15 protein-coding genes and 1 rRNA gene are annotated in these 16,199 nt (G+C 33.1%); 6 read left to right on the forward strand and 10 right to left on the reverse strand.

From position 1 onward, the window contains the following. Positions 1–85 precede the first annotated feature (85 nt). Positions 86–1,858, forward strand: coding sequence for a MutS-related protein (locus tag ACM55G_RS08390; protein ID WP_416843452.1), 1,773 nt, complete (start codon positions 86–88; stop codon positions 1,856–1,858). A gap of 169 nt (positions 1,859–2,027) precedes the next feature. Here the strand turns inward: ACM55G_RS08390 and dnaN are convergent, their stop codons facing one another. The 5 genes from dnaN to ACM55G_RS08415 form a co-directional block, all read right to left on the reverse strand. After that, positions 2,028–3,146 carry a DNA polymerase III subunit beta gene (gene dnaN, locus ACM55G_RS08395; protein WP_416843453.1) on the reverse strand — a complete coding sequence of 373 codons (1,119 nt, stop codon included), beginning with the start codon at positions 3,144–3,146 and terminating at the stop codon, positions 2,028–2,030. 103 nt (positions 3,147–3,249) lie between these two features. Further along, positions 3,250–4,935, reverse strand: a complete 1,686-nt coding sequence (gldG, locus tag ACM55G_RS08400) for a gliding motility-associated ABC transporter substrate-binding protein GldG (RefSeq protein WP_416843454.1) — start codon at positions 4,933–4,935, stop codon at positions 3,250–3,252. After that, positions 4,935–5,660, reverse strand: coding sequence for a gliding motility-associated ABC transporter permease subunit GldF (gene gldF / locus ACM55G_RS08405; RefSeq protein WP_416843455.1), 726 nt, complete (start codon positions 5,658–5,660; stop codon positions 4,935–4,937). The genes gldG and gldF overlap by 1 nt, the downstream gene beginning before the upstream one ends. Positions 5,661–5,714: 54 nt before the next feature. Next, on the reverse strand, positions 5,715–6,011 hold the full coding sequence (locus tag ACM55G_RS08410; RefSeq protein ID WP_416843456.1) for a putative quinol monooxygenase: 297 nt from the start codon (positions 6,009–6,011) through the stop codon (positions 5,715–5,717). 66 nt (positions 6,012–6,077) lie between these two features. After that, entirely contained in the window at positions 6,078–6,905 is an 828-nt protein-coding gene (locus ACM55G_RS08415) for an SAM hydrolase/SAM-dependent halogenase family protein (RefSeq protein WP_416843457.1), read from the reverse strand. A gap of 184 nt (positions 6,906–7,089) precedes the next feature. On the opposite strand from ACM55G_RS08415, the gene ACM55G_RS08420 reads away from it, so the two are divergent. Then, a complete protein-coding gene (locus tag ACM55G_RS08420; protein ID WP_416843458.1) occupies positions 7,090–8,040 on the forward strand; it encodes a PhoH family protein in 951 nt (316 codons plus the stop codon). Between the two features lie 53 nt (positions 8,041–8,093). Here ACM55G_RS08420 and ACM55G_RS08425 read toward each other — a convergent pair whose 3' ends face one another. Continuing rightward, complete coding sequence (locus ACM55G_RS08425; protein WP_416843459.1) at positions 8,094–8,513, reverse strand: Rrf2 family transcriptional regulator; 420 nt, start codon at positions 8,511–8,513, stop codon at positions 8,094–8,096. 11 nt (positions 8,514–8,524) lie between these two features. Next, positions 8,525–9,727, reverse strand: a complete 1,203-nt coding sequence (gene hmpA / locus ACM55G_RS08430; RefSeq protein WP_416843460.1) for an NO-inducible flavohemoprotein — start codon at positions 9,725–9,727, stop codon at positions 8,525–8,527. 194 nt (positions 9,728–9,921) lie between these two features. Between hmpA and ACM55G_RS08435 the strand changes: the two genes are divergently transcribed. Both ACM55G_RS08435 and ACM55G_RS08440 read left to right on the forward strand, forming a co-directional pair. After that, positions 9,922–10,752, forward strand: a complete 831-nt coding sequence (locus ACM55G_RS08435; RefSeq protein WP_416843461.1) for a Cof-type HAD-IIB family hydrolase — start codon at positions 9,922–9,924, stop codon at positions 10,750–10,752. A gap of 151 nt (positions 10,753–10,903) precedes the next feature. Next, entirely contained in the window at positions 10,904–11,857 is a 954-nt protein-coding gene (locus ACM55G_RS08440) for a phosphoribosylaminoimidazolesuccinocarboxamide synthase (protein ID WP_416843462.1), read from the forward strand. Between the two features lie 69 nt (positions 11,858–11,926). Here the strand turns inward: ACM55G_RS08440 and ACM55G_RS08445 are convergent, their stop codons facing one another. The 3 genes from ACM55G_RS08445 to ACM55G_RS08455 form a co-directional block, all read right to left on the reverse strand. Then, entirely contained in the window at positions 11,927–12,466 is a 540-nt protein-coding gene (locus tag ACM55G_RS08445; RefSeq protein ID WP_416843463.1) for an SRPBCC family protein, read from the reverse strand. 30 nt (positions 12,467–12,496) lie between these two features. After that, positions 12,497–12,952 (reverse strand): DUF1801 domain-containing protein, encoded by a 456-nt coding sequence (locus ACM55G_RS08450; protein ID WP_416843464.1) that lies wholly within the window; start codon positions 12,950–12,952, stop codon positions 12,497–12,499. Between the two features lie 152 nt (positions 12,953–13,104). Beyond that, positions 13,105–14,193: a M42 family metallopeptidase gene (locus ACM55G_RS08455; RefSeq protein WP_416843465.1), complete on the reverse strand. Its 1,089-nt coding sequence runs from the start codon at positions 14,191–14,193 to the stop codon at positions 13,105–13,107. An 84-nt stretch (positions 14,194–14,277) separates the two neighbouring features. On the opposite strand from ACM55G_RS08455, the gene ACM55G_RS08460 reads away from it, so the two are divergent. After that, positions 14,278–14,955, forward strand: a complete 678-nt coding sequence (locus ACM55G_RS08460) for a DUF4294 domain-containing protein (protein ID WP_416843466.1) — start codon at positions 14,278–14,280, stop codon at positions 14,953–14,955. A 928-nt stretch (positions 14,956–15,883) separates the two neighbouring features. Beyond that, a 16S ribosomal RNA gene (locus ACM55G_RS08465) occupies positions 15,884–16,199 on the forward strand; the annotation flags it as partial.

Raw genomic sequence — 16,199 nt, forward strand, 5'->3', positions numbered from 1 at the left:
TCGAATATTTATAGTTGAGTATTCTAATGTTCCAGCAAATTATTTGTTGCAGTAAGCACTATATTTGTAGTTCATTAATTCAATTATGGAAGTATACAAAGCAAAAAAGACACGATTTTCGACAGAATTAAATACAATCAATAAAAAATACAATAGTATCAGCTTTTTTAGGCTTTTTACTATTGTATTTTTTTTGGTGTCCATGTATTATTACATTAAAACTAGCGAAGTTCTTTTTGTAGTTTTAGCGGTGTTCCTTTTCGGATTATTTATAGTTTTGATGCGTTTTCATTCCAAGTTAGTATTTCAAAAACAAATCAAACAAGCGTTATTGGATATTAATGAAAATGAAATATCCTTTTTGGAAAGAAAAAATATTCCATTTGAAAACGGACAGGAATTCAACGATTTTCATCATCCTTATGCCTATGATTTGGATATTTTTGGGGACCATTCTTTGTTCCAAAATCTAAATAGAACGGCCACATTTATTGGTAAAAAAACATTGGCAAATCAACTTTTAACGCTTTTGCCAAATGAGGAAATTATCAGGAATCATGAAGCTACAAAAGAATTATCCGAAAAATTAGATTGGCGTCAGGAGTTTTTAGCTTTCGCCAAAGTAAGTCAGGACACACAATCGAGTTATGAGATTTTGCTTAAGTGGAGCAAATTTAACAGTACACCTTTGTCTAAAGCCAGTATTTTTATTTCCTATTGTTCGCCAATTCTTTTTCTGGGACTTTTCATTACTTATTTACTGACTTCAAATACTATTTTTGCTTCTGTTTTGTCGTATTTGTTTATTTTTAATTTAATTGTTTTAGGTCGGTTTATGAAGCGAATTCAAGTTGAAATTGCTAATTCATCCAATATTGATAAAATCATCAATCAGTATAGTTTGTTGTTACTAAGAATCGAGAATGAATCTTTTCAATCTGAGAAACTAATTGATTTACAACAAAAACTAACCCTTAAGAATGAAAATGCCAGCATCCATTTGAAACAGTTGGCTTCATTATTTTCGAAAATGGACAGCATCGGAAATTTCGTAACTGCAATTGTATTCAACGGAACATTTCTTTTTAATCTGCATGTTTTAAAATCATTAATTCAATGGAAAAAAGACCACGCCGAAATACTGGAAGATTGGCTGGAAGTAATTGGCGAATTTGAAATGCTGAACAGTTTAACAAATCTTTCCTATAACAATCCATGGTTTGTATATCCAACATTGAACACTAATTTTGAAATTGATTTTGCCAATTTAAGTCATCCGTTATTAAATGAAAAAACTAGGGTAGGGAATGCCGTGAGTTTTCATCCCGAATCCTTTATGATTCTTACCGGTTCTAATATGTCGGGGAAAAGTACGTTTCTAAGAAGTTTGGGAATCAATATGGTTTTATCAGGAATAGGGTCGCCCGTTTGTGCCAGTCAGGCTAATGTGCATCCGTTACCCGTTTTGGTTTCGATGCGATTATCGGATTCATTATCGGATAGCGAATCGTATTTCTTTGCAGAGATTAAGCGCTTAAAGCAAATTATGGCCGAATTGGATAACAGACCCGCTTTTGTATTATTAGATGAAATATTACGCGGAACCAATTCAGATGATAAACGCAATGGAACTATTGAAGTAGTTAAAAAAGTAATTGGTAAAAAAGCAATTGGAGCTATTGCAACGCATGACATCGAAGTTTGCCTGACTACAAATGAGTATCCAAATGTTCTCACCAACAAATGTTTTGAAGTTGAGATTATCAATGATGATCTGCATTTTGATTACAAACTACGAGACGGTATTTGTAAAAATAGAAGTGCTACGTTCCTAATGAAAAAAATGGGGGTTATATAGAATAAATAGAAGTATTAGAAATCATTAGAAAACAAAAAACCGCAATTTCTTTAGAAATTGCGGTTTTTTTAAATATAAAAATGGTTTGGTTAATAGCGTATTTGTTATACAATGGTAAGTATTATATTTGAATTTTAAAAATCTAAATACAACAAATCAAAATATAATATTAACTGTTTAGCATTACCGGCATAACAAGCATGGTTACAGTTTCACCTTCTTCTAATCCATCAACTGGAGTAAGGATTCCAGCTCTGTTTGGCAATGACATTTCAAGCATAATCATATCCGATTGTAAGTTGGTCAACATTTCAATTAAGAAACGAGAATTATACCCTATTTGCATATCATCACCTTGATAATCACAAGTCAATCTTTCCTCAGCTTTATTGGAGTAATCAATATCTTCGGCAGAAACATTCAATTCAGCACCAGCGATTTTCAAACGAATTTGGTGTGTCGTTTTATTCGAAAAGATAGCAACACGACGAACAGAACTCAAAAATAGAGAACGGTCAATCATTAATTTATTTGGATTTTCTTTCGGGATCACTGCTTCGTAATTTGGATATTTTCCATCAATCAAACGACACATTAATACATAATTATCGAAAGAAAAAGTAGCATTCGAATCGTTGTATTCAATTTTAATTTCTGCATCCGAAGTACCAAGAATATTTTTTAAGATGTTCAAAGGTTTCTTTGGCATGATAAAATCAGCCACTTGCGAAGCGGTTACATCGGTACGCGCATATTTTACTAATTTGTGAGCATCAGTAGCAACGAATGTCAATCCTTGTGGAGAAAACTGAAAAAAGACACCAGACATTACCGGACGTAAATCATCGTTTCCGGCAGCAAATATTGTTTTGCTTATGGCTGTTGCTAAAACATCCGCAGGAACAAGCGTTACAGATGGATCGTCTAAGTTCACAGATTTAGGAAATTCATTACCAGGAGCATAAGCCAAAGCATATTTTCCGGAATTTGAACTGATTTCAATCGTACTGTTTTCTTCAACTGTAAAAGTTAATGGTTGCTCAGGGAAGGTTTTAAGGATTTCCAAAAGTAATTTTGCAGGAACTGCAACACTTCCTTTGCTCTCCGAATCAATTCCTAAAGTAGCAGACATTGTAGTCTCTAAATCAGAAGCAGAAACCGTTAATACGTTGTGGTCTAAATCAAATAGAAAGTTATCTAAAATAGGCAAAGTATTACTACTGTTGATAACGTTACCTAAAACTTGTAATTGTTTCAATAAGTACGAACTCGATACTATAAATTTCATCTGTTTTATTTTATTTTTTAACGTATTTCTCTTTATTTAAAATACGATACATTTTACAAATATATCGTAAACAATTCTAGTTTCGAAACTTTTTTATTAACATCTACCTGCTGTATTTTCTTTTTCGCAGGAAAGTAAACACCACACCAAAAAGCAACAAAATTAGAATTGGAAGCCCGATAGTTATGAATTGCATAGCGGTATAGTTTTCATAAACTTTTTCTTTATCCAATAATGGCAAATCAAGATCCTTGCTTCGAATGTTAATAAGTCCGTTATCATCCAGCAGGTAATTTACACAATTTATTAGGAAATCTTTATTGTCATACAAATTTCCGGATCTTTGATCGTAACCTAATTCTAAGGGTTGCATGTTTTTATCCAATTGATTTTTAATTAAATCTCCGTCAGAAACCACAATCATTTTATTCTCTTTTCCTTTGGTTTCAAATGTTTTTTGGTCAAATGGCAACACTCGATTTTCAAACATGGAATGAAACGAACCTTCCAATAAAACGGAAAGAGGAATATTTCCTTTATTCAGGTAATCAGTAGGCGAAGTTTCTTCGGTAACGCTATTTAAATTTATTTCTGTAGGAGTGCCTATTTTCCTTGAATATTGGGATGATTGTAGTAGAATCGTTTTCTTAATTCCGTTTTTCAAAGTATCAATTGGATTGGCAAAATCAAATTTAATTCCGCCTAAATTTTTCACAATCGGATGCGTATTGTTTGGATAAACCTGAGGTGCAAATTTCCAATTAAACTCTTGAAATTGAGTAGCACTTCCTTGTTCTCCAGTAGCCAATTTTATGGGACTTCCTCGTTCGTCTTTTACTAAATCAGGGGTGATTCGGATACCATATTTGAAGAACATATCATTCAGATTCAAATCTCTTAGATATGCCAAAGTTGCTCCGGATGAGTTGTATAAACTGTCCATCTCAACCGCTACTTGATCTACAAGCCACAATGTTTTTCCGCCGTTGATAATGTATTGATCTAAAACTTGTTTCTCTTCCTCCGAAAAAGTTTCAGTTGGTTTGGCAATAACTGCCAAATCGTATTTTTCTAAAGCTTCTAAACTTCCTAATGGATCTTTTGCAACTGAATCTAATGTAAATGGACCGATGTGATAACTTTCTCTCACTTGCATCAGAAACTTAGCTATTAATACATCTTGAAGCTCGCCGTTTCCTTTTATTACAGCGATTGTCTTTTGTTTGTCTTTCGTAATTTTATTCAAAGCATCAGCAATCGAATATTCCAGATGTTGTACCGAACCAATCACTTTTTGGGTAGTGGAAGCGCCCATTCTGTTTTTCAACAAAGGAATATTTACTTCTTTATTATTGTAAACTGCAATTGCCCAAGGAAAAACCATTGCTTGGGATTGTTTCCCTTTGTCGTCAACCGTTATGTTTATAGGAATCAACCCTTTGCGATACAATTCTTTTATGTTGTCCATACTTTCATCTTTGTTTTCCAATGGATCCACAAATTCGAAAATGATATTCTTGTTGTATGCCTGAAATTCTTCCAGTAATTGTCTGGTTTCTTGCTGTAATCGTTTGAATTCAGCCGGTAAATCGCCTTGCATATATACTTTTATAGACAAAGGATTTTTTACTTGTTTGATAATATTCAACGAAGTAGCCGAAAGGGTATATCTTTTATCTTTGGTTACATCAAAACGATGAAAAAACGAACTGCCTATTATATTTAAAAGCAATAAAACCGCAATAGTAATTGCAACAGATTTTATATTGTTTTTTTTAGCTGTATTCATTACGATTTAAGAGATTTTAAATTATAAACAGTAAACGAAAGAAATGCGACTGTAATGCTTACAAAATAGATTATATCCCTTGTGTCTATTACGCCTCTACTCATACTTTTGTAATGATCTTGCATTCCTAAAGCCGAAATAAAGTTTGAAATTGTTGGTGCAACAGTCGCTAAACCTTCAAATCCAAAGTACAGAAAAAAACATAAAAATACAGCCACAATAAACGCTACAATTTGATTATCGGAAAGGGTAGAAGTAAAGATTCCAATAGAAGAATAGCCCGCAATTAGGAATAATAATCCAAAATAAGAACCAATCGTACTTCCCATATCGATATTTCCTTCCGGCATTCCTAAACTGGAAATTACTTTTACATAAATAAAGGTTGGAATAATTGCTATTACAATTAAAAGCAAGGCTCCAAGAAATTTCCCGTTTACAATTTGCCAAACACTCAAAGGTTTTGTCAACAATAATTCTAATGTCCCTTGTTTTTTCTCATCCGAAAAACTGCGCATCGTAACGGCCGGAATAAGGAAAATGAAAATCCAGGGCGCCAATGTAAAAAACGGAGTTAAATCAGCAAAACCGGTATTTAAAATATTGTAATCTCCTTCGAAAACCCATAGGAACAATCCGTTGATAATTAAAAAAATGGCAATAACCAAATAGCCAATGGGCGAGCCAAAAAAGGATTTTATTTCTCGTAATACTATTGATTTCATTCTTTATGTTTATTCGTTGATTTGGTTATTTGTGGATTGAAAATTGAAAACTGATTACGGTAAACTTACTAATTTGTCAACGCTCCAAGCTTCCGGTTTATCATTGAATAATTTCTTGGTAAATGTCCATACATCATAAAATAGTTCAGAATTTCTATAATTTTCTAAATCGGCTTCGGTTTCCCAATAACTATAAGTTAAGAAAATACTTTTGTTGTTTTTATCCTGATACAGTTCTAAGAAACGATTTCCCGGAGCATTTCGTATTTTATCTTTCATTAACTCAAAGTTTTCTAAAAAAGCAAGAATATGTTCCTCGTGAAAACTCAATTTTACAATTCGTACAAACATTTTTGATTTATGATTTTAGATTGAGGATTAACGATTTTAGATTTTTAAACTGATTACTGAACACTACTATCTAAATACTATAGTTATAATATCTCTATAATTCAATCCCAATAAGCTATTCGCAGAACCAACTTTGGAGGGATTGCCTCTGAAAATGGCAATTTCGAGAAAACCGGCTTCATTGAAAATGGCTAATTTTTCCCCTTCATAGTATTTAATCGGAAATTTATCAGAACTCGCAATCGCAGAATAATTTGGCAAAATAGTTTTGATATTTTTGGTTTTCAACACAATCTCATAAGGCCGTCCTTTGGCAACTTCAATAAAATATTTTTTTGAAATATTGGTCACCACATTCCCAAAATGGTCAATATAAATAACATTTCCTTTCAAAGAATTGCTGTCAAGAGCTATTGTAGCCTGTAAGTCCGTGACTTGCTTAATGCTGTTTATTTCTTTACCAATAACGTTCATTAAACCACCTTTGGCAATGTGGCAGGCTACTTTTATAAAAACATCAATATCAGTGGCTTCATTATGCAAACGGTCGTGAATATTTATTGACACCATTTTTTGCGGAACAATTTTTTGCGAAAGCATACTTAAAATGCCATTATCAGCCGCAATAAAATAATGATCATTCCATTGCATGACAATATGTTGATTCTCTTTATTGGATTCCAAATCTACTCCAATGAGGTGAACAGTACCTTTTGGAAAACTTGCATATGATGCGCCAATTATGTAACTTGCTTCTACTGTATTGAATGGATCTATGTCGTGTGAAATATCAATAATGGACGCCTCGGAATACTCAGATAAAATTTTCCCTTTCAATGCACCTACAAAGTAATCTTTCAAGCCGTAATCGGTAGTAAGGGTAATTATTGACATAAATTTGTTTATAACTATTGGTGTTATGTAAACCTTATTTTATTAAATTTGAGAAGTGCAAAGCTAATAATAGTAAACTCAAAAAACGAAAAACAAAAAACAAATTCTATTTAAAAACTAGAAATATACCCGACAGCCAATTGATTTATAAAAAAAATTAATTCTAATTTAAAAACTACCTCATTTGAACGAAAGAATAATCGAGCTCATAGACATCGCTCCAAAAGACTTTTGGGGCGCTCAAGACACTCATCTTGAAACAATTAAAAAGTACTACCCAAAATTGAAGATTGTTGCTCGGGGAACAACCTTAAAAGCTTTTGGAGAAAAAGAGGTTTTAGACGAGTTTGAAAAACGATTTCAACGGTTAATGGTGCACTTTTCACGATACAATAATATTGATAATAATGTTATTGAACGTGTTATCCTTGGAGATGGTCAAGAAGAAAGGAAATTCCAAGGACAAGATAAAATATTAGTGCATGGTGTAGGAGGGAAAATTATTAAGGCAATGACTGCCAATCAACAGTTATTGGTGGATACCATGGAGAAAAATGATATGGTTTTTGCCGTAGGACCTGCTGGAACTGGAAAAACATACACAGGTGTTGCCATGGCAATTAAGGCACTGAAAGAAAAGCAAGTCAAGCGTATTATACTCACGCGTCCAGCAGTAGAAGCAGGGGAGAACCTTGGTTTTCTTCCTGGTGATATGAAGGAAAAACTGGATCCGTATATGCAGCCTTTGTACGATGCATTACGTGATATGTTACCCAACGAAAAATTGGAGGATTATATTCTAAAGGGCATTATTCAAATTGCACCTTTGGCATTCATGCGTGGAAGAACATTGGATAATGCCTTTGTAATCCTGGATGAAGCCCAAAACACAACACATTCCCAGATGAAAATGTTTCTGACACGTATGGGAAAAAGTGCTAAATTCATGATTACCGGTGATCCGGGTCAAGTTGATTTACCAAGAAGAACCATTTCCGGACTTAAAGAAGCTTTGTTGGTTTTAAAGGATGTCGATGGAATTGGGATTATCTATCTTGATGATAAAGACATTGTAAGACATAGATTGGTCAAAAAAGTAATTGATGCGTATAAAATGATTGAGAATAACGATTAAAACAAAAAGGGCTTTTTATAAAGCCTTTTTTTATGAATTTTTTTTTATATGTATTAAAACATAGCACTCCAATTTTTAAATTCGATATCAGAAAGTTTATATTGATTTAAACTTTCGATAAAAGTTAGATAAGCGGTATTGAATAATGATTTTAGTTTGCAATGGTGTGGTTGAAAGATACAAGGTTTCGAATCACAATTAATGATAGGTGTATCGTCTTGTTCTAATAGATGAATTAAATCACCTAACAGAATTTCTCTTGCTTTTTCAGTAATTAGGATTCCTCCATTCTTTCCTCTTTTAGTGAGAATTAATTGATTTGCCGATAAGAATTGAACCACTTTAATGAGATGGTTTCGCGAAATTTTAAAAGTATCAGCTAAATCATCCAAAGAACTTTGTGGAGTGTCTTTTTTTTGATTCAGATACATCAAAACGCGCATACTAAAATCGGTAAAATGATTCAATTTCATATTGAAATGTGCTAATTAAGGCTTAATAATTGGGGACCGAATTCTTCGTAAAGTATATTTTCTCTATTTACGCCAAGTGCAACCAAAGATTGATATTGAACTTTTATAAAAATTGCCGGTCCGCAAATATAATATTTTGCATCTGCAATAAGGATTTCTTCTTTAATTTGATGTAAATCAATTCTTCCTTCAATAGCGTTTGTTTCGGATTCCGGTAAAGTTTCATAAAAAACGAAAGAGGTTAACCACGTATTTTCGTTGTTTAATTTCTCGATAGTCTCTTTAAACGCATGAACATTTTCATTGCGACAACTGTGAATCCAAACCGTTTGATTTTTTTGAAGGGCGTTTTTATTGGTTTCTACCATACTCATCATAGGAGTAAGTCCAACGCCACCACTAACTAATACTAAAGGATTTTTTGCCTCTGGATCAGCAAAAAAAAGACCCGCTGGTGCACTAACTTCAATTACATCACCTTCCTTTTTGTTATGCAATGCATTGGAAACAATACCGTCAGGAGTTGTATTTTGACTTATTTCTTTTTTTACTGAAATTCTGTAATATTCATTATTAGAATAGGAAGACAAGCTATATTGTCTGGGCTGTTTATGTCCTAATTCAGGAATAAACGCGCTCACTGATATGTATTGTCCGGGATAGAAATCGGCAATTTCTTTGTTGTCTTCCGGTTTAAGGTAAAATGAATTGATTTCATCGCTTTCTTTTACAATTTTAGAGATTATAAAGGTTCTCCAGCCTTTCCAGCCCCCTTTTTTATTGTTTGTTTTTTGATACATTTCAGCTTCAATACCAATCATTATTTGAGCCAGTTCATTATAGGCGCAGGTCCAAGCGTCAATTAATTCAGTAGTTGCTAAATCTCCCAATACTTCTTTTATCGATCCGATTAAATGATTTCCAACGATGTCATATTGCTCTGGTTGAATATTTAAACTTACATGCTTATTTCCAATTGATTTCAATGTGTTGATTAAAACACTAGGATTTTCTATGTTTTCAGCATAAGCAAGAACAGCGCCACTCAAAGCGTTTTGTTGTTTTCCATTAGCTTGATTTGCCATATTAAAAATATTTTTCAGCTCGGGATTATTTGATAGCATTCTTTGGTAAAAATACGTTATCAAATCATTTCCATTTGTTCTTAAAATCGGTACAGTTGCTTTTATTAATTCTTTTTGATTTGTATTCATGATATATAAAATTTAAATTTTTACAAATATAGCAATCATTTATATTTGTTGTATTTAAAATACAACAAGTATTTTAAATCTATTTTTGAAAATATCGTCGAGAAAGATTAACCTAAACTTTTTATAAATTTTTGCGTTTCTCTATAAAATAGAATAAATTTGAAATTATTAAAAATGACAGTGAAAAACGAAAGATGATACAAGAAAAAATAAAAGTCGTAATCAGCGATTTAGACGGAACTTTACTCAATTCAGACCACAAAATTTCAGAATATACAAAAAGTATTTTTCAAGAACTTTACAATCAAAATTATTTAATTATTGTAGCTACAGGTCGCCATCACTTAGATGCAATGGCTATTGTTGAATGTTTAGAGATTCCTCTTTATTTGGTTACTTCTAATGGAGCGAGGATTCATTCCCCTGCAAAAGAACTCCTTTTCTCAGTTAATATGGAAAGTGAGGCTGTTAAGTCTGTCTTGTCTTTAGATATTGATCCTGAGATTACAACCGTTTTGTTTAGAGAAAATGTTTGGCAAACCAATAAACATAACGAAAAACTAAATAGTTTTCAAACGGAATTAAATTATCATCCGGAACTGGTAGATTTTAGTACAATTAAAGATTTCAGTGCTATAAAAGTATTTTTTACTCATGAGACCCATTCAAAATTATTAGAACTCAGAGAACAAATCTTAGAAAATCATGCGTCACTTTTTAGTCATGCTTTTAGTCTTCCGCTTTGTTTGGAATTTATGGACAAATCAGTAGACAAAAGTGTTGCGATAGCAAAAATTCTAGAAAAAGAAAATCTGCTCTTTCATCAGGCAATAGCTTTTGGCGATGGATTCAATGATGAAAACATGCTTAAATTAACCGGTAAAGGTTTGATCATGGGAAATGCTCCTAAGAGTTTGAAAGATAAACTTTCTCATTTAGAAATAATTTCAACAAATGATAATGAAGGAGTTGCTAAATACCTATCTAAAGAATTATTAAAAAAACATACTTCAGAAGTAGCCTAGGTCAAAGCATAAATTTGTTTTATTTTGAATTTTTTGATTTTTTTTAAAAGTACTATTTATTATCCTTTGAGAATAAAGGATTCTTTGCTTTTCTTTCCAAAATTATCATAAATTTGCACTTACTTAAAAAAACAACACAACACTAATAATAATGAGTAACACCATCACAACTACTAATTTTAATTTTCCAAATCAGAAATCTGTATACAGAGGTAAAGTAAGAGAAGTTTATAATATAAATGATGATCTTTTAGTAATGGTTGCAACGGATAGGCTTTCGGCTTTTGATGTCGTTTTACCAAAAGGAATTCCTTATAAAGGTCAAATCCTAAATCAAATTGCTACTAAATTCATGGAATTGACCCAAGATATAGTTCCTAATTGGTTAATTGCAACTCCTGATCCCAGTGTAGCTGTTGGCCATTTATGTGACCCTTTCAAAGTTGAAATGGTAATACGTGGTTATGTTTCAGGTCATGCTGCGCGTGAATATGCTCTTGGTAAAAGAGAAATTTGTGGTGTTAAAATGGCGGAAGGTTTGAAAGAAAACGATAGGTTTCCGGAACCAATTATTACACCAACGACCAAAGCAGATAACGGAGAACATGATGCTGATATTTCAAGAGCCGATATTCTTTCGAAAGGAATTGTTTCTGAGGAAGATTATTTAGTTTTAGAGCAATATACCCGAGCATTATTTCAAAGAGGAACGGAAATTGCTGCTAGTCGTGGATTGATTTTGGTGGATACGAAATATGAATTTGGTAAAACTAAAGACGGAGTAATTGTTTTGATTGATGAAATTCACACACCAGATTCTTCGCGATATTTCTATGCTGAAGGATATCAGGAAAGACAAGACAAAGACGAGGAACAAAAACAATTATCGAAAGAGTTTGTTCGTCGTTGGTTAATTGAAAATGGTTTTCAAGGACTGGAAGGACAGCAAATTCCTAATATGACTGACGAATATATTGAAACGGTTTCTGAAAGATATATCGAATTATACGAGAATATTCTGGGCGAGAAATTTGTAAAAGCTGACCTTTCAAATATTGATGAAAGAATTGAAAAAAATGTCTTGGCATATTTAGCGAATAAATAAAAAGTTTTTGATACAAAATGAAAACCGCAATTCTAAATTGGAATTGCGGTTTTGTTATTAAAAACAGTGTTATTTTTCTAAAATTGCTTTTACATTATTCAGTCCATCTTGTAAATCTTTCCCAAGCATTTCTTCCATATTCATTATGGGTAACATTAAATTCATTGGATACGGCATTTTTCCGTTAAATCCCCATTTTACTTTAGTTTGATTTGGAGAAATAGCTTCCGTTATCATGTAAGCATTATCGGTTGATTTAAAAGGAACTTTAAAGCGTATTTCAAAATCGATTCGTTCTCCTTCACTGATTTTTTTAATTTCCTGTTCTCCAACACCTACGTTTTTATCCTGACTATTCCATGAATATACAAATCCTACCGTGCCGTCAGTTCCTGAAAATGTTTTAATCATTTTAGGATCTTTTCTATTCCAGACGCTAAAATCATCTTGATTTTTAAGGTATTTGATATAATTAAAAACACTGTCTTTGGGTTGGTTGATAGCGATTTCTCTTTCTACGGCATAGTTTTTTGGCAGGAATAAAGCAACAATCAATGCCAGAACAACAATTGCTAATAGTCCTAAAATAATTTTTTTAATAATGTTCATAGCATACATAGTTTAAGGTTAATAATTATTTTATTTTTTAATTTGTGACTCGTAACAATTAATCCATTCGTCAACAGACATTTTTTGCATTAGTTCTGCAATTAAATCAAAAGGGATTTTGTCAAACTTTTTAAATCGAATGCAACTTTTTCCCATATCGAGTTTTTGATTACTATATTTTGGATATTCTGAGATAAACCATTGCAATAATTCTGGATTAGCATAAATTCCCATATGGTATAGCGCAATAAAATTCTTTTGGGAGGCAATGTTTACAAAAGGTAACGGTAGTTTTGTATTACAGTGATAGCCTTTCGGATATAAATCATGTGGCACGACTAAACCAATTGTTCCATAGGACATTTGTTCAACAAATCCTTTAGGAATAGTAGCAACTATTGTTTCTCGAAGTTTGATAAATACTTGTTGTCTTTCCTCAGGAATTTCTTTTAAATAGGCTTCGATTGATGTAGCTGATGCGTGCATTTTAAGAATTGTTTAAGTAAATTTACTAAAAAAACCGCAATTCATAATTTGAAATGCGGTTTTTTAACCCAGATTTACTTCACGTTGTTCCTACTTTCAGCGGAGTTCAGGTGAACTTCGTTTGAAACGGATAGCGGGATTAGCTGCTAAAACTATTTAAAATAAGAAAATGTTTCCTCATTTTCTAACTTCAACAAGGTTTCATATATCAATTTTATCACATTTTCAACATCATCACGATGAACCATTTCAACGGTTGTATGCATATAACGCAACGGCAATGATATCAAAGCAGAGGCAACACCGCCATTACTGTAAGCAAAAGCATCTGTGTCAGTTCCGGTTACACGAGAAGAAGCCAATCGTTGGAATGGAATTTCTTTAGCCATAGCAGTTTCTAAAATCAATTCTCTCAAATTATTCTGAACAGCAGGAGCATAAGTAACCACAGGACCTTTACCAATTTTTGTTTCTCCCTCAATTTTCTTTTCGATCATTGGAGTAGTAGAGTCGTGGCAAACATCGGTAACAATCGCTACGTTTGGTTTGATGGTTTTGGTAATCATTTCAGCACCGCGAAGACCCACTTCTTCCTGAACAGAATTCGTAATATACAATCCAAAAGGAAGTTTTATTTTGTTTTCATATAACAAACGAGCCACTTCGGCAATCATGAAACCACCCATACGGTTGTCAATAGCGCGGCAAACAAATTTATTTTCGTTCAAAATCATAAATTCATCAGGATATGTAATTACACAACCTACGTGAACGCCCATTTTATCTACTTGATCTTTAGTTTCACAACCAATATCAATAAATAGATTATCAACTTTAGCAACTTCTTCATTACTCCTGTTTCGGGTATGAATCGCTGGCCAGCCAAAAACACCTTTTACAATTCCGTTTTTAGTATGTATATTGACACGTTTTGATGGTGCAATTTGGTGATCTGAACCACCATTTCTAATCACGTAGATTAATCCGTCATCAGTAATGTAATTCACATACCATGAAATTTCGTCAGCATGACCTTCAATCACTACCTTATAAGGAGCATCTGGATTTATAATTCCCACGGCAGAACCGTAGGTATCTGTTATAAAAGTATCAACATAGGGTTTCAAATAATCCATCCATAATTTTTGCCCATCACTTTCGTAACCTGTAGGCGATGCATTATTTAGATATTTTTCTAAAAACTCAAGTGATGACTTTTTTAATATTGATTTTGTACTCATAAAAATATTTTTTTGCTAAATTATAAATTTGGCATCACAGTTGTATATATAATGTATAATTTTGGCAATTAAATTTATTGGCACATGAAGATTATTCAGCTTTTGTTTTTTTTACTTTTTACAGCTATATATGTCAATGCACAAGTAACTCCAAAGGATACCACTAAGATGGGGTATGTATTGACCGAAAATGATTCTATACTTAACGACACCATACAATTAGAAGAAATAGTAATTCATAAAGAAAAACTTGATCCCGAAGCAAGAAAGCAATTTCTGATTCTTCAAAACCGAGTATACAAGACCTATCCGTATGCAAAATTGGCTGCTGAAAGGCTAACAGTGTTGAATAGAGGTATGGCAAATCTTAAAACTAACAAAGAGAAAAAAAGATACTTTAAGATTGTAGAAGGGTATCTTAGTAATGAATTTGAAGCAAAACTAAAAAAACTATCACGCAAGCAAGGACAAATACTCGTTAAGTTAATCCATCGTCAGACTGGAATCACAACTTATGAGCTAGTTAGAGATCTCAAAAGCGGTTGGAAAGCTTTTTGGTCTAATACCGCAGCCAGCCTGTTTGATATTAATCTAAAAACAAAATATGCGCCTTACGATGTCAATGAAGATTTTTTAATAGAAACCATATTAATTAGAGCTTTTGAATCAGGAAGATTACAAAATCAAAAACCTGCAACACCTGTTGATTATGACAGTCTAACCGATACTTGGGAAACCAGAGCTGCTAACTTAAAACAGTAAGTGTTATTTGGGCGTTCCCCATTATAAAAAAAGAGGCAATTATCTTGATGAGTAGTTGCCTCTTTTTATAATGGGTCGGGCTATACGCTGCAAGTCCTCGTCCCGCAAAAAAAGGCGGGACTGCGGGCTTTCCGCTGCTATCCCTAACGCGGGTAGCGTTTCAATCGACTTGTCATTTAGTCAAAGGAGAAATCTCAGTCATTAGTATTCATTTGCTATCTTATATATAGAGTGAGCTGTCCTTAGAATGTTATATTTCTACTGTCTATATATAATAACATCCATGTTTTTTATCCATTTAGTCACCCTCTCCCTCTGAGAGGGTCGGGGAGAGGAAAATAGTTTTATTCCAGGAGTCATGTTTTCAGGTATTTAAAGATAAAGTTAAGAAAAGGAGAAAAAAAAGGGATTAAAAAGCTTGATAAAGCGAATAAAGGGTGTAGTTTTGCACCCGCAATGACGCATACGTTCTTTAAGAAACTGGCAAGTAATAGTAATGGAAAGGGAAAATTTATTTTCAAAAAAAGATTTCGAAAAGCTTGTGAGATTAGAAAACGCTTACTACATTTGCACCCCGCAAAACAGGTAAAGTTCCTTGATAAACTGATAAGAAAAGAAGAAGTAATTGGAGGTAAAAATTTCCAAAAAAAACTTCAAAAATTTCTTGCCGGTTAAGAAAAGAAGTTGCACTTTTGCACCCGCTTTGAGAAACACTTTAATGAGTGTTGCGATGAGTAAAGAAACTGAAATAAAATTTGGTTTATAATACAGAAGAACACGTTCCTAGACATATTGAATTGACAGCCGTTTTAAGAGTGATCTTAAGACAAAAGAATAAAGAGTAATAGAATCGAAAGATTTGAAAAAACCACTAGAGAATTTAGTCGAATAAACAAAGAGAACAGATTTATCTGAACTCACACAATATACGATGAAGAGTTTGATCCTGGCTCAGGATGAACGCTAGCGGCAGGCTTAACACATGCAAGTCGAGGGGTATAGTTCTTCGGAGCTAGAGACCGGCGCACGGGTGCGTAACGCGTATGCAATCTACCTTTCACAAAGGAATAGCCCAGAGAAATTTGGATTAATACCTTATAGTAATACGACTTGGCATCAAGATGTATTTAAAGATTTATCGGTGAAAGATGAGCATGCGTCCCATTAGCTAGTTGGTAAGGTAACGGCTTACCAAGGCAACGATGGGTAGGGGTCCTGAGAGGGAGATCCCCCACACTGGTACT

The organism is Flavobacterium algoriphilum, assembly GCF_048158655.1.
Classification (GTDB): Bacteria; Bacteroidota; Bacteroidia; order Flavobacteriales; family Flavobacteriaceae; genus Flavobacterium; species Flavobacterium algoriphilum.